Source organism: Bacteroides clarus (assembly GCF_015555825.1).
Taxonomy (GTDB): Bacteria; Bacteroidota; Bacteroidia; order Bacteroidales; family Bacteroidaceae; genus Bacteroides; species Bacteroides clarus.
The window spans coordinates 78691-94948 of record NZ_JADNLF010000010.1; the positions used below are offsets into that span (position 1 = coordinate 78691).

9 protein-coding genes are annotated in these 16258 nt (G+C 46.7%); 7 read left to right on the forward strand and 2 right to left on the reverse strand.

All coding sequences use genetic code 11. From position 1 onward, the window contains the following. Window positions 1-11: 11 nt before the first annotated feature. Complete coding sequence (locus I2F54_RS11860) at window positions 12-842, reverse strand: outer membrane protein assembly factor BamD (protein WP_195501314.1); 831 nt, start codon at window positions 840-842, stop codon at window positions 12-14. A gap of 82 nt (window positions 843-924) precedes the next feature. Here I2F54_RS11860 and I2F54_RS11865 point away from each other — a divergent pair, with 82 nt between their 5' ends. Next, window positions 925-2349 (forward strand): CCA tRNA nucleotidyltransferase, encoded by a 1425-nt coding sequence (locus tag I2F54_RS11865; protein ID WP_039951124.1) that lies wholly within the window; start codon window positions 925-927, stop codon window positions 2347-2349. A 731-nt stretch (window positions 2350-3080) separates the two neighbouring features. Here the strand turns inward: I2F54_RS11865 and I2F54_RS11870 are convergent. Further along, window positions 3081-5324, reverse strand: a complete 2244-nt coding sequence (locus I2F54_RS11870; RefSeq protein ID WP_195501315.1) for an inorganic phosphate transporter — start codon at window positions 5322-5324, stop codon at window positions 3081-3083. Between the two features lie 199 nt (window positions 5325-5523). Between I2F54_RS11870 and I2F54_RS11875 the strand changes: the two genes are divergently transcribed. From I2F54_RS11875 to I2F54_RS11900, 6 genes are all read left to right on the forward strand, one after another. Beyond that, the gene (locus I2F54_RS11875) at window positions 5524-7233 is read left to right on the forward strand and encodes a DUF6377 domain-containing protein (protein ID WP_039951125.1); all 1710 of its coding nucleotides are present in this window, start codon (window positions 5524-5526) and stop codon (window positions 7231-7233) included. A 243-nt stretch (window positions 7234-7476) separates the two neighbouring features. Next, the gene (locus tag I2F54_RS11880; protein ID WP_195501316.1) at window positions 7477-10611 is read left to right on the forward strand and encodes a glycoside hydrolase family 2 TIM barrel-domain containing protein; all 3135 of its coding nucleotides are present in this window, start codon (window positions 7477-7479) and stop codon (window positions 10609-10611) included. A 26-nt stretch (window positions 10612-10637) separates the two neighbouring features. Then, window positions 10638-11939 (forward strand): carbohydrate binding domain-containing protein, encoded by a 1302-nt coding sequence (locus I2F54_RS11885; protein WP_195501317.1) that lies wholly within the window; start codon window positions 10638-10640, stop codon window positions 11937-11939. Window positions 11940-11951: 12 nt separating this feature from the next. Next, window positions 11952-12905: a glycoside hydrolase family 16 protein gene (locus tag I2F54_RS11890; RefSeq protein ID WP_009123229.1), complete on the forward strand. Its 954-nt coding sequence runs from the start codon at window positions 11952-11954 to the stop codon at window positions 12903-12905. A 31-nt stretch (window positions 12906-12936) separates the two neighbouring features. Then, window positions 12937-14682, forward strand: coding sequence for a fimbrillin family protein (locus I2F54_RS11895; RefSeq protein WP_195501318.1), 1746 nt, complete (start codon window positions 12937-12939; stop codon window positions 14680-14682). A 24-nt stretch (window positions 14683-14706) separates the two neighbouring features. Beyond that, window positions 14707-16203 (forward strand): fimbrillin family protein, encoded by a 1497-nt coding sequence (locus tag I2F54_RS11900; protein WP_195501319.1) that lies wholly within the window; start codon window positions 14707-14709, stop codon window positions 16201-16203. Window positions 16204-16258 lie beyond the last annotated feature (55 nt).

Here is a 16258-nt window from a genome sequence, read left to right on the forward strand (position 1 = left end):
TGCTCGAAGCGTTATTTTATATCTTTGCTTGCTCTTTCCTGTATCTTGCGTTTCACGAACTCAATCTTCAGGTTGGCTTCTTTCATCTCTCTCTTGATTTCCGTAATGGAAGACAGTAACTGCGCCAGTTCATAAACAGCCGCCACCGCCTTGCGGTCGTTCGGTGTCATGACAGTGGCATAGGAGCGTTCGCCAAGATAGTTGACACGTATGTTCTTGTCTTTGTTCAGGTTGAGGAAAGCGATTACATTGCCGTCTTCTCCCAACTTATAATCCGCTTTTTCTATCTTCTCTCCCAAATCGGTCGTTTCATAGCTGTCTTTGGAAGCCGGAGTTTCGGCAAAGCTGCCGTCGGGCGCGGTAACTTTTACGGCTAAGTGATGAATGTTGTGCGGACCGCAATAGATGGAAGTCATGCTCATAACCCCTGTTTCATCTACTTGGAAACGCAGGTAAGAGCGGTGCAGGTTCTTTTCTATCACTTGCGAGGGATGCAGGTAATTGCCTGTCCGTTGATATTCGGCGTCTTTCTCGAAAGTATAATTCTTTTTGAGGGCGTCCACTTCTTTTTGCTTGTCTTGGAGCATGCTGTCGAGGTAGACAAGTGTTTTCTCCTGCTCTTTCAGCTCCACCTGTTGCATAAGCCCGATACCCTCGCGCCGTGTTTCAAAAGCTTTCGGATAGAGTATCTTGATGCTGTCAATCTGTATCTTCGCTTCGCTGTAATCTCCGCGTTGAAACGCTTCGCGGGCTGCCCGAAGTTTCTCGCCTGCTTTTTTCTCCACATTGCTGCAAGAGAAGAGCGTGCAGCAGAGGCACGCAAGGAACACTGCTTTCTTCATAATTTTCATTCTTGATGTTAGTGGGGACAAAAATAAAAAATAATATCCGTATCTTTGCACCCTCAAAATGATTTATTGGCAAATGATTGAATTGACGACAGAAGAACTGAAGCAACGTTTCAGTGACAACATATTTAAGCGGATTTCCGAAACGGCGGATGAGTTGGGGCTGGAGTGTTACGTAGTCGGCGGCTACGTGCGCGACATATTCCTGCAACGTCCTTCCAAAGATATCGATGTGGTGGTGGTGGGCAGCGGCATTGCGATGGCCGAGGCGCTTGCCAAGCGTTTGGGACGCGGCGCCCACCTTTCTGTTTTCAAGAATTTCGGTACGGCGCAGTTAAAGTATCACGGCACGGAAGTGGAGTTCGTGGGGGCGCGTAAAGAGTCCTACACGCACGACTCGCGTAAGCCGATTGTAGAGGACGGCTCGTTGGAAGACGACCAGAACCGTCGGGATTTTACCATCAATGCCTTGGCGGTGTGCCTGAACCGGGAACGCTATGGAGAATTGGCAGATCCTTTTGGCGGAATGGCGGACATGAGGGAGAAAACCATCCGCACGCCGCTCGACCCGGACATTACTTTCAGTGACGATCCCTTGCGCATGATGCGTTGCATCCGTTTTGCCACCCAACTGAATTTCTACATCGATGATGATACCTTTGAATCTTTGTGCCGTAACAAAGAACGCATCTCCATCATATCCAGAGAGCGCATTGCGGATGAACTGAACAAGATATTGCTGTCTCCCGTTCCGTCCAAAGGATTTATCGACTTAGACCGTTCCGGCCTGTTGCAACTTATCTTCCCGGAGCTGGTTGCCCTGCAAGGCGTTGAAACCCGCAATGGCAGAGCGCATAAGGATAATTTCTACCATACGCTCGAAGTGCTCGATAACATCAGCAAAAAGACCGGTAACCTCTGGCTGCGCTGGGCGGCTCTGTTGCACGATATAGCCAAACCGGCGACCAAACGTTGGGAACCCCGTGCCGGATGGACATTCCATAACCATAATTTCATCGGCGAGAAGATGATACCCGACATCTTTCGGAGAATGAAGCTTCCCATGAACGAGAAGATGAAATACGTGCAGAAACTGGTGGGGCTGCACATGCGTCCCATCGTGATAGCGGACGATGTGGTGACCGACTCCGCCGTCCGCCGTTTGCTGTTTGAGGCGGGAGACGATATAGACGACCTTATGACGCTGTGCGAGGCTGATATCACTTCCAAGAACATGGAGCGCAAACAACGCTTTCTGAACAACTTCCAACTGGTGCGCCAGAAACTGAAAGACTTGGAAGAACGCGACCGTATCCGCAATTTCCAGCCCCCTGTCAGCGGTGAGGAGATTATGAAAACATTCAATCTGCCGCCCTGCCGGCAGGTCGGGGCATTGAAAAGCGCCATCAAGGACGCCATATTGGACGGCATCATTCCCAATGAGTACGAAGCCGCCCGCGCGTTTATGCTGCAACGGGCGGAAAAGATGGGGCTGAAATAGGCTTTGACATGTTTTTTCTTAACAGGACGTTTACCGGAGAAGGAGAAAATCACGGGAAATCCGGGAAAATGAGTGGTGAAAAGATAAAACGGCGGATGTAGCCCATCTGTTTGGTAATTAGTGCTTTACCTTGCGTTTTTATCGATATGTCCGAAGTTTTAGGGTTCATTTCGGGGTCAGGTTCACTTTGAACCCCTTTACCCCCCGAAAATCACTTCCATGCAAGTATGGAATGACTTGTTTTTTTACTATATCCTGCTGATTATCCTTTTTGTGTATATCCTACAATCGGCGGTAATGGATATATCCTTACAATGCGGTAAATCCGCATGAGAACGGAAATTGATTGAATTAGGGATTGTTGAAATAGTCAATATGTTGTAAATCAAATAAATGTCTTCAAAAGGGGCCCTCAAATAGGGTCATAGTGAACCTTTGAACCTTCTGAACCCTAAAGCGGGTTTTATTGGGTAAAAATAATATATAATACTTGTTCTGTTTGTCCCTTTTTACGAAAAAAATGAGTCTGCTCCGCAGCATAAAGATATTCGTTCCGCAGGACGGAAATATTCCTTTCACGGGATGAAGACATTCGTCCTGCGGGATAGAATAAATCGTCCCGTAAGACGAAATAAAACATCTCACGGGACGAACTGAACGGGTTTCGGTTATCATTCCGTCATTCTGGACGGAGCGATTTTCATTTTGATATACTCTCTTGGCTGCTTTGGCTACTCTTCCGCCTGGAACTTTCTGCTCACCTTCATCAGGTTGATGGAGTAGGTCACTATATTCTGCGCTTCCTGTATCATCGTCAGATATACCATGCTGACCTTGATGCTGCCGGATTGGCTTTGAATACGCTGCAATTCTTCACGTTTCAGGTGAGCAAGCTGGCCGTTCAGCTCGTTGGCTTTGTGTATATCTTCCTCGAAGTTGCTGTAATCGTTATTCTCCAGCTTGTGACGGCAGACTTGAAGCAGGTACACGATATCTTCCGTTACGTCTGCGAATTCGCCTTTCTGGATTGTATCGAGCGGTTTGAAGTTGTTGTCAATGTGTTCCAGACACGGTTCGCAAAGACGTCCTACACTGTATACCAACTCACTGGCGAAGTCATTGCCCTGATAGTAATAAAGTCCCTTTTCGAGAACGGTATTGTTGTCCAGGCGGCACATGGCGAGCGTTCCGGTACGCTTCATCTGTTTTACCAATTGCTTCTCGAACTTCACGGAACCCATTGCACGACGCAATCCGCGCAGGTTTTCGTGCAGGAAGGCGGTAACCGTACGTTCAAAATTATCTTCGGTGAATTCCAGTATTCTGCCAAGTTCCTCACGGGTATGCTTGCGCAATAGTTCCAGAATCTCCATATTGTCCGTGCTCTGCATCAGTTGCTTGATGGTGGCGTTGCCTTTTTCTTTCTCTTTACGCTTCTTGTACATTACCTGGCTGCGTATCAGCATGAATACGGCCAGGCCGATAAGGGCGACGATAGCGATTGTTCCGCCGAAATGGATGACGAAAGTAACGAAGAAACAGATGGTGAACGCCGCTCCGGCAGTAATGAACCAACCGCCGATAACGCTCAGCACACCGGTGATACGGAATACGGCGGAGTCGCGTCCCCAGGCACGGTCGGCGAGCGAGGTACCCATAGCTACCATGAAAGTGACGTAAGTGGTGGAGAGCGGAAGTTTCAGCGAAGTACCCAAGGCAATCAGCAGGCCGGCGAGTACCAGATTGACGGAAGCGCGTACCAAGTCGAATGCCGCACCGTCCGCGATAATGGCTTCGTCCTTTTGGAAACGGGTGGCAACCCAGCGTTTGCCGCTTTCGGGCATTACCTTGGAAAGCCCGTTGGCCACCGTCATGCTGAAACGCACCAATGTACGTGCTATGGGGGTGCTGCCGAAGCTTTCTTCGCCTTCATCCTGACGGGAAAGGTCTACGGAAGTTTTGATTACATTATGGGCTTTTTTGGATGTGCACAGCGCATATACCATGATGACGCCCGCGCCGATAAGGAAATACCACGGCGTTTTGGCGGGGCCGAGCAGCGAGGTCATCAGGAAGCCGTCGGGTCCGGCAGCAGTGCCGTTGGCGGTATAGTCGATGAAAGAGGAGTAACCGGCGAGAGGCACACCGATAAAGTTCACCAAGTCGTTGCCGGCAAAGGCGAGGGCAAGGGCGAAAGTTCCCAAGAGCACGATTATCTTGAACACATTTACTTTGCACCAATGCAGCACCTGCATCAATATGGTAAAGAATACGAAGAAACAGCCGATAAGCATGGCGGTGTTGTCTTGTATCCAGTGCTTGTTTTCCGGTGTCATGAACGAGCTGTCCTTCAAGCCTTTTATCAGCATGAAGTAGACGATGGAAGTAGCCGCGATACCGCCGAAGATACCGATGCTGTACTTCATCTTCCCGGTGTAGTTGAAGGTAAAGACTATACGCGCCAGCCATTGTACCAGCATACCGAAGAAGAAAGCGATGGCTACCGACACGAATATAGCCATGATGACGGACAATGCCTTGTCGGTGTTGATAAGGTCTCCCAGTCCGAGAGTGTCGCTGCCGTACACTTTGATAAGCGCGAGGGCGAACGTACCGCCCAACAATTCAAAGACCATGGACACGGTAGTGGATGTCGGCATTCCCATGGTGTTGAATACATCCAACAGCACCACGTCCGTCAGCATCACGGCCAACAGGATACACATGATTTCCGCGAAATAGAAATGCTCCGGCTGGTAGATACCGTGGCGGGCGATGTCCATCATACCGTTGGATAGGGAAGCGCCGATAAATACGCCGATACCCGCTATGAACAGTATGGTCTTGAACGATGCTGCTTTTGCTCCGACAGCAGATTGTAGAAAGTTAACCGCATCATTACTGACACCCACCACAAGGTCGAAGACCGCGAGGACGAACAGGAAGATGACAATGCATAAGTAGATAGTTTCCATAACATGTATTTTATTTCCGGCTGCAAAGGAACGTTTTTCGTGTTGCAAGGAAATGTCATATATGTTACAGAAATGTTACATCGGCGAATAGAGGGTTGTATAAATGGTCTGCTTGTTGTTAATATTATTTTTTGTACTTTTGTTCATTATAGTAAAATATAATATAAGATAGATGTAAATTAATGTGATACATTTTTTTATGATGAGAAGGATATCGGCACTATTGTTATTGCTTGTCGTCTCTGGAACGCTTTATTCCAGAAGTAACGAAATGAGTTTGCTGCTTGCCAGACTGGATTCGGTATTGGCAAACAGCGGAAAGTATGTTTTGGAGAAAGAAGAAAGGATAGAAGAACTGCAGGGCAAGCGGGCTTCGGCATTGAAACTGGAAGACAAACTGTGGATTAACAAAATGTTGTATGATGAATATTTTGTCTATAATGCAGATTCGGCTATGGCGTATGTGGATGATAATATAGAGATAGCGGGTTTGTTGGGGCGGAAAGACAAGAAGCAGGAGTGGATATTGAATAAAGTTTTTCTTCTTACGGCTCAAGGTCTGCTGCACGAAGCCGAAAAGGAGCTGCAACATGTGGACATGGCTTCGCTGGGTGAGGAGACGATATTTCAATATTATGATACGAAAATATACTTGTACTCGCACCTGGTGCAATTTATCGGGAGCCGTCTGGAACTGGTAAACTCTTATCATACTCTTGAAACGGAATTAAAGCATGAGGCCAAACATCACATTACGCCTGAACATCCTTCGTATTATAGCTTTTGCGCATCGCTGCACAAGGAGTATCCCCGTTCCGCGGAAGGCGACAGCATAAAAGCGAAGCTAAAGGAGATAGTGGATAAGTCGTTGCTTGCCACCCGGACTGACGCTATCAACGCCTATGCGCTTGCCGTTATGTATTATAATGAGGGCGATGAATATAATTACGAAAAGTATCTGGCCTGCTCGGCGATAGCGGATATAAAAAACTGTAACCGCGATATAGCTTCTTTGGAAGAACTCTCCAATATGCTTTACCTGCAAGGAGACATAGACAGGGGGTATGTCTATATAAGCCATTGCCTGAAGGCGGCCTTGTTATATCCCAACAGGGTACGTGTGATAAATATTTCGGCGGTAATGGACAAACTTCAGCATGCTTACAGCCAAAGGAATGAAATGCAGGAAGGCAAACTGCGTAAGTCGCTCCGCATTGTCAGCATCTTGTCCGTCGTTCTGTTCGTATCCGTATTGTTCATCTGCCTTCAGTTCGGGAAATTGTCGCGTTCCCGCAAAAAACTGGATGAAGCGAACCGGCTTCTTAACTTGCACGTTGGAGAACTTTCCGATGCCCACAGGATGCTGGCGGATGTAAACAAGGAGCTCAGCGAGATAAACGAGCGGTTGAAGGAAAGTAATAACAGGTTGCTGGAATCCAATTATGTAAAAGAGGAATACATAGGATATGTGTTTTCTCTATGCTCCAATTATATCACCAAACTCGAGGAGTATAGGAAAAACATCGGCAGGAAGCTTAAAGCAGGTCAAATAGATGATATAAAATCACTGGTTTCGGGCAATACCATTGTACAGGGGGAACTGAAAGAGTTTTACCATAGCTTCGACGCTATTTTTCTTCATGTATATCCGGATTTTGTGGAGGACTTCAATTCTCTTTTGCGTGATGAAGAAAGAATTGTCCTGAAAGAAGGCGAACTCCTGAATACAGAGTTGAGAATATATGCTCTCGTCCGGCTCGGAATAAACGACAGTGTAAAGATTGCGGAGTTTCTCCATTGCTCTCCGCAGACGGTTTATAACAATCGGCTGAAGACCCGGAATAAGGCGGCTATCCCTAAAGACGAATTTGCCGAAAGAGTGCATTTGTTAGGGAAAATGCAGAAATAGGACAGGTGTCTTTATCATTTATCATCGGAAAAAGTTTACTCTTTGTGTTTGTTATGTTGCTGGTAATCAGTGAAGTGATATTAACGCTTATTTACTTCTACTGCTTACTTGCGCATACATGGTATGTACTGCCATGTTATCTTTGTTTCAGAAAATTAAAAATAGTGTTACCTTTTAAATTTAATTTATGAGACAAGAAAAAAACAATTCACAGAGTGCTAATTTGTTATCTTTTTACTAATTATGAAAAATGCATTATTATTATCTTTATTAATTCTTCTGGCAGGTCCTCTGCGGGCACAGCAGGAGAAAGTTTCTGTATTGAACGACCATACGGGAGCTAAACTGCTTGTAGGCGGCAAGCCTTTTATGGTGAATGGCATGAACTGGGATTACTTCCCGATAGGGACCAACTATTCGTATTCTTTATGGACCAGACCGGACGACGTGATTAAAGCCGCGTTGGATATCGACATGTCTTTATTGAAGAATATGGGAGTAAACGCCATCAGGCAGCATATGGGTGTGCCTGCCAGGTGGATACAATATATTTATGAGAAATACGGTATCTATACCATGATATACAGTTCTTTCGGACGTTATGGAGTGACGCTGAACGGCGCGTGGATGAGCAATACCGACTATTCTTTGCCTGAAGTGCGGAAAGTCCTGTTGGATGAGGCCAAGGAACTGGTGAAAGAATATGATAATACACCGGGATTGCTCCTCTATCTGCTCGGTAATGAAAACAACTACGGTTTGTTCTGGCAGGGAGCCGAAACCGAAGATATTCCGGTGGAAGACCGCAAATCTACCATTCAGGCAATTCATCTCTATAAATTGTTTAATGAGGCGGCGGTAGAAATGAAGAAGATGAACGCATCCTATCCCATAGCCATTTGTAACGGCGACCTTTTGTTCCTCGACATCATAGCCCGGGAGTGCAAGGATGTTGATATCTTTGGCGTGAACTGCTATCGCGGCGACTCTTTCGGTGATTTGTTCAGCAGGGTAAAGGCGGAATATGGAAAGCCGGTACTGTTTACCGAGTTCGGTTCGGACGCCTTCAATGCCGTAACGATGAAAGAAGCCCAAAAGGAACAGGCGGATATATTGTTCAAGAACTGGGCGGAGATATATCTGAATGCGGCCGGAGTAGGCAACAACAATAACTCCATCGGCGGTTTTACCTTCCAGTTTGCCGACGGATGGTGGAAATCAGGGCAGACGACCAATCTGGATGTACACGACACCGAGGCTTCGTGGAGCAACGGCGGATATTTGTTCGACCACGTGGAGGGAGAAAACAATATGAATGAGGAGTGGTTTGGCATATGCGCCAAAGGAACGCCTGACAACAGGGGGATATACGAGCTTTATCCGCGTGCCGCATACTATGTGCTGCGAGATATACATAAGATTAATCCTTATGTTTCGGGAACCAATACTTCCTCAATCCTGAATAAGTTTTCCGATATAAACGTAATGTCTTCTGTCTTATCCGCCCGTAGCGACAAGGCTGCCTTGCAGGGTGAAACCACCCGGTTGATACGGCTCAGCGAGCTTAGAGGAGAATTTTCGACTTACAATACGGGAGGGACGCACACGACTACTCCAAGCTCCAAACCGGATGTGCCTACCGAATTTCCCGCTTTTAAAGGTTTCGACCATACGGAATCTTTCTATGTAGGCGTCGCTTCGAATCCGACGGAGAATGTGCAGGCGGAGGTTACCGTAAACTTTCTGGGAAATGTAGCCGAGAACCCGATAGATGAGATATTCTATGAGAACAGGGGACGTTCCAGATATATAGTGGACGGAAACGGCGAGTATGTGGATTTAGGTCCGTTGGAACGGTTTAAACTTTATAGCGCGGGCTTTGACTGGAACGGCAAACTCTTTAACCTGAAAACATTCTTCCGCAAAGGGCACTATCATTGGGGATACGAAGGAGACTTCTTCGGGTTTTATCCGGAAGCCAATTATGGCGACAATATGGACATTTATGGCGGTGAAGCCCCTTTCGGGACGGAAATCGAAGGTAAGGGATTCTTTAAAGGCTTTAAAGCGGCCTTCGGTCCGGAATTGTGGTGGGGAGCGAACCCGGCTCTGCTCGTCAAGTATCAACGGAATATAGGCAAGTTCGATGTAGCCGGTATTTTCCATTACGACTTATCGCAACGCAGAGGCTCTACTACGTCATACGCCATTCCTTCGCCCAAGAACACCAGGGCTTCCCTTATGGTAGGACGGACATTCGGACGTTTCAACATCGTGGCCGGCGGTTTATGGTCGGGAACGACGTTGGTGGGACGTACATTTCAGGCTACCAAGGAAGATAAGGCGGATGCCGTTGTCTATTCGGACGTAGTGAAGACCTCCGATACGTTTGGCGGCAAGCTGAAGCTTACTTATAGCGGCGGCCGGTTCAACGCCTATGCGCAGGGTGCGATAATGGGATTGGTGGCCGAAGGTGGAACGGACTATACCCGTACGCTTACCGGGTGGCGGCTGAAAGATAGCGGCAGCGGAAACCAGTCCAATGTTCTTGCGGGTTTTACCTATAATATAGGCAATTTCCAGATAGCGCCTAATTTCTTATGGCAGAAACCGCTTGTAGGTCCGATGCCTAATGGCGTGAATGCTCCCGGCCGACCCAGAAATATCCTCGATGACCCCTTTGCCGTGAGAGATAACAGGGAAACGACTGCGGGCGAGCTTCTGTTGACCTACGACCCTACACCTGCCACATGGATGTACGACTGGGAGAATGAGAACAACGAAGACGCTCCGTTTGCCGCTTCATTGGGCTTTATTTACCGTCATCATCCCACTTCACAGGATGCGGCGATAGGTATACAGGCTAACGGACGTTCCACTTTTGCCTTTGGGGGAGCTGCCCCGGCGCACGATCTCTGGGAGACGAACCTTAAAATAACTTCGCGCATCACCAATGATTTCGGAATAATAGGAAGCGCATACTACGGAACGGGTCAGGCTAATGGAGACGATGCGCGCCTTATCAGAAGGGCCGGTGCCGAAGTGAGAATGATTTATAAGAAATTAAGACTGAACATGGAGGCAAAGTTCAACGACTGGGGGCCTTATGACTACCACAAGGATTTTAACCTGACTTTCCCTTTCCAGGGTATGCTGGACTTGTCCACCAACCTCGCGCAGCCTAAATGGCTTGGCAAGTTGTCTACCCGTGTGGGTATCAGAGGTACGTACAGAACATTGGACCAATACTCTCCCCGCTATGTCGCCGGATATGTTGCGGACGGAGTAGGCGGCTTTGAGTCGAGTACGGATATCATCGGTGCGGGACGCGGCAACGAATGGGAAGTGAGAACTTACATAGCATTCAGTCTTTTCTAATCAACGGATAAATAAATACGATACTTATGAAATACAAAAACAATATATCAGCCAAACTTCTGGTTGCGGTGGCTGTGCTTTCGCTGTCCGGATGCACAAGGGAGATAGATACGGATGTGTTGGCGACTTACCCCAATCTGCCGGAGGTATTTATCGACGGATTCTCGTCCGATTTGCAGTATCAGGCATGGGGAAAAGTAACAAATTTCGATACGGATACGGATACCAAATACAGCGGTACTACATCTATAAGGGTGGAAGTGCCTGTTCCGAGCGACCCGATGGGCAACTATGCGGGAGGTGTCTTCTATTCTTCTACCGGCAGAAATCTTTCGAAGTATGACGCGTTGACATTCTATGCCAAATCTTCCGTGCCGGCTAAAATGGAAGTCGGGATAGGAAATTATGACACGGAAGACTATTTGGTAGGATTACAGGACGTAAAGCTGAATGCCAACTGGAACAAGGTTATTATTCCTATTCCCAACGCGGCGAAGCTGCTTTCGGAAAAAGGCTTGTTCTATTATTCCGCCGGCGCGGTGGATGGCGAGGGCTATACGATATGGATTGATGAGGTTAAGTTTGAATACCTCGGTACGTTGGCTCATGCCCATATAGAGGATGTGGAACGACCCGGCTTCCCCGGAAAAGTGAATATAGGGACACTTACGGAAACCATAAACCTGCCGAATGGAGTAAACCAGACGATGCAGGTTTCCTCGAAGTTCTTCACCTTCGAATCTTCCGACCCGGATGTGGCTTCTGTGGCAGATAACGCCATAACGGTTCATAAAAGCGGAGAGGCGGTTATTTCTTTGAAAGAGGCGGGCGGACAGATAAAACTGCACTGTTATGATTTCGCTCCTACACCCGAAAGAAATGAATCGGAAGTACTCTCTTTGTTCAGCGATTCTTATAGGAACAAGATTACCGCCAACTGGAATCCCCGGTGGCAGTACTCCACAGCGGAGTATGAGGATATGGATACCGGCGACAATCATATCGGATATTACAGCAATCTGAACTTTGTGGGCATCGTATTCAATTCGGTTGCCGATTGCTCGGCGATGACACATCTTCATTTGGATGTATTGAGCATGGACGAGATAGGTACAGGCTCTGAATTCAAAGTCGAGATACACGAAAGTAACAGCAATAACAATATTGTCTATTTGGCTACAAAGGCCACGCATCCCGATTTCAAAGCGGGGCAATGGCTTTCGCTCGATATTCCGCTGAACGATGCGGGCAAGCAGATAACGCAACTGGTTCTGGGATGTGACAGTAATACCAAGAACATTCTTTTGGATAATATTTATTTTTATTAAAGATGATGACTTATGAAACATTATAGAATCGTATTATTGGGCTTATTTACCATTTCCTTATCATTGTTGCTGGGTAGCTGCGAAAAGGATGAGGAAATCATCGAGCGTACGGAATGGGTACTTTCCTGGTCGGATGAATTTGATACGCCGACCGAAGACGGTAAACCCGATCCTTCGAAATGGGTGCACGAAACGGGCGCTACGGGAAACGGCAACCAGGAACTGCAAAACTACACCGACAGAGTAGAGAACGCCTCTTATGTAACTTACAACAACCTGGGATGCCTGAAGATAACCGCATTGGAGGACAACTATGAGGGGATAACGTATTCTTCCGCCAGAATTAAGACGGAAGGACTGTTTGAACAGAAATACGGACGCTTTGAAGCGCGTCTGATGTTGCCGTACGGTCCGGGCATCTGGCCTGCATTCTGGTTGCTGGGCGCCAACTACGCTACGGACGAATGGCCTGCATGCGGCGAGATAGACATTATGGAGAACAAGGGATACCAGCCCAATATCGTATCGAGCGCCTTGCATCTTCCGGGGCATTCGGCGGGAAACGCCATAACCCAGACGTTTGGATACGAGAAACAGCGGTTTGACACCGACTTCCATGTGTTTGCGGCAGAATGGGATGAAACTAAAATAGACTTCTTTGTGGATAATGTGCTTTATAAAAGAGTAAAGGCTGTTGATGTAACCGATGGCGAATGGGTGTTCGACCACCCGTTCTTCATTATCCTGAATGTGGCGGTAGGAGGAACTTTCGGCGGCAATCCTACGGAAGACACCGTATTTCCCCAAAGCATGTATGTGGATTATGTAAGGGTGTACCGCAAGTCGACAAGTCCCGAACAACCCGGTGCCGCGGGAGGCGACGTTTCTTCCAACGGAACGATAGGAAGCTGGGACTTTAACGGAGCAGACTCCGACAAAGGACTTTTAGAACCCGACCTTAATTAAATTGTCAATCTACTTTTAAAGAATCAGAATTATGAATCTAATAAATATACACAACTGTTATATAGGACTTATGGCGGTTATGTCCCTTGTGCTCGTTTCGTGCGCGGATGAAACCGGATTGGATAACAGCCGGGAGAGAGGTGATATTGTTTTCTCCGCCCAGATAGGCAAGGCGGTAAGCAGAATAACAAATAATCAATGGGACGGTGACGAACTGGTAGGCATAAAAGTAGGCGAAACCGTGAAAACCTACAAAGTGGCAGCCGACGGAAAAATGTCTACCGAGGATACGCCTTATGTGTGGGACGGAACAAGCTACGACGTGTTGGCATGGAGCCCGCTTACCGATGAACCGATAGACCTGACAGACCAGACTACGGAGAAGAAACTCTTTAAATGCGATTTGCTGGTAAGTACCGCCAAAGTCAATTCCAAAAATATGCGCCTTGTGTTTAAGCACCGGATGACCCGGATGTGGTGGGAGCTTCAGAAGTTTGAAGGGTACACGGAAGAAGAGGTGAACAGCGCGAAGATTTCGTTTGTAGGCTATGGAGCGGTAATGTACACGGATGGTGAGGTGACACCGGTAGGCGAGGCAGACCAGCTGATTGCTACTCACAATACGAGAGGAGAATATTACAGAAACGGAGAAGCCATGCTGGTGTCGGGTGATATGTGGGGAAAGCCTCTGATACGGATAGAAATCGGAGGAGACGTATATACGTATACCCCGAGCAAGGACGATGCGAACGATGTGGCGAAGAAGACGGGTGACTTGCTGCCTAATGTATGGCAGCGGTATTACTTATCGGTCAGCAAACAGGGATTGAAAGTGGATATGGAGTCCGGTGAAATAGGTTGGAGCAATGGGAATATCGATGGTGGTGATATTGTGGATGCTAATTTTAAGGTTGTGATTCCTGAAGAAATAAAAGAAATGGATGGTTATGGATATGATGGCTTGGATGATGAAGGCTTTATAATCAATACTGATAATAGTTTCTCCATAACTTATAAGGAGAGTAAACCGAGCGGTGGTATCAATTTCGAAGGTTTATGTGACCGGGTACGTACGGTAGCTCAGAGTAGTGGTATGGTTACGTTTACTTTCAGCAATATCCGTTCAGACATAAAGTTGGCATATACTGAGGAGTATATGGAAATAGGTTATTACTTCTATGATGACGGAAATTTCGGTACGGAGCCTAAAGAGAATGCAATAGGTATAATATATAAGGTAGGCAAGCATGCTACGGATGATATTGCAAATTATGCAGGTTCAAAACTTGAAGACAATATCCGCGGCTATGTAGTGGCTTTAAAGGATGAGGTAAATGATGAAGATGATACCTTCCAATGGCGAACAGGAACTGATAGTGAAGGTTTATCCGGGGATGACTATCCGGAGAATGGAGTAGGAGATGGAAAAACCACTAAGTATTTGGGATATCCTAATACGAAATATCTTATAGCGAAAGCTAAGGAAAAAAGGATAGAAGTGCCGGCGGCATCGGCTTCTACCAGTAAGGATGCACCGGAGAATACATCCGGTTGGTATTTGCCTTCTCACACACAGTTGAAGGACTTGGCTATTCTTGCGAATGCTTCATACCTCAATTACATTCCGTTGAACGGTACTTATTGGGATAGTTCATTCGATGGCGGGAATACCAATGCTTACGTTGTAAACTTCAATGCGAACGGAGCCATAGGCAGTACTATTTTTTGGGAGCCCGTAGGTAATGAACATAAAGTTCGCCTTATCCTAACTTTCTAACTAATCACTAAAAAATAAACTATTATGAAACAACTATATTTATATATCAGACTGGCATCTGTGTTATTGTTGCTCTCGGCTTGCGCACAAGATAATATGCCGGGCTTGGACGAAGAAAGTGCAACGGGTGCTTCTGATGACATTCTCACTATCCATACAGTAGAGCAAACCGGTTTTAGAGCAAATCAGAGTACGCGTTCATCCTATACGGGCTATGCCATAAAGTTTGAGAACGATGATAAACTCGGGCTTATACTGATAGATGATAATGAACAGATAGGCAACGTTCCATTCTCCTATACGGAAGCCGGAGGCTGGGTTGGCGGTGATGACGCATATTATACTTCTGCCATAAGCAAGATTATCGCTTACTATCCGTATAACGAGAGTCTCCCAACGAATGTAGCTTCTTTAGAAGCCTTGAAGAATACAGTGGAGATAAAGGCCGATCAAAGCTCTTTAGACGATTTTAAGCAAATGGATTTGCTGGTATGCGAGATTGCCAATCCTACTCCGGAACTGGATATCAACTTCGAGCACGCTTTTTCCCTGATAGAGCTTTCGGCTGAATCTGTTGTAGATGTGGACGGGGAGGAGTTCACATACAATGTGGAAATGTCCGATGTTGGATTATCCATAGGTGATGCCATGTACACTCCGGCTACTCTAAACGGTACTTATGTTTGTCTGATAAAGGATGGTGTACAGTTGGAGCAGAACGAATTCAGATATTTCTATACCATATCGGGCAACGTATCGGCAAAGACGATAAGCAGCACTACTTCTATGGTATCCGGTACGCAATATACTTTCCCGTGCACGATACCGTCGGCGGGTGGTGATGAGGAAACTGTGGCAGCAGGTGATTTTTATTGCGTATCCGACGCTACCAATAATGTGGTTATCATTCCGGGTAGCGCCGCTGCTATTCCTGCCGGACTGACATGTAAAGGTGTTGTGTTCCATATACTGGATGATGATTTCAATGCCTTTAAGGAAATGAATGATTTGGACGGTGAGACTTTGGACGGATATAAAAATAAGCATGGTTTGGTGGTCTCATTGAAGAAGGGGCAAGTCTTCGGAAGCGGAGACGTAAATGCGATAGAAGCTGCTTTGCAGGCGATAGATTCGGACAATTATACAAGTATGGACGTATCCAACGGCTATAAAGCGACACAGGGCTTATTGGCACCATCAGAGGGGGTATCTTTCACTGCTTTGGCAAACCATAAGGAAAACATACCGAATGCCACTTCCTGGTATGCTCCTTCGTTCAATGAACTTAAATATCTTATCAAGGGGGAAGATGCGGTATCAGAGGAGGCTTCTACTTCAGGGCAAGAACGCATCAATAAGTCATTGAAGAAAATCGGGGCGGATGAATTGTCAGGTGCTATTCCTTCCGTTACCTTTTATAATGGTACAGGCGGCCATGGTTTGTGCCTAATGGAAGCAGGAACAGAGAAAGACTGGCATGGTGTGCCCGGTGAAGTCTTTTATCCGATTTGTGCTTTTTGATGTAACCGCGTATAATTTAATGGCAGATACTCTTGCTGTAAACTAAATTTTAATC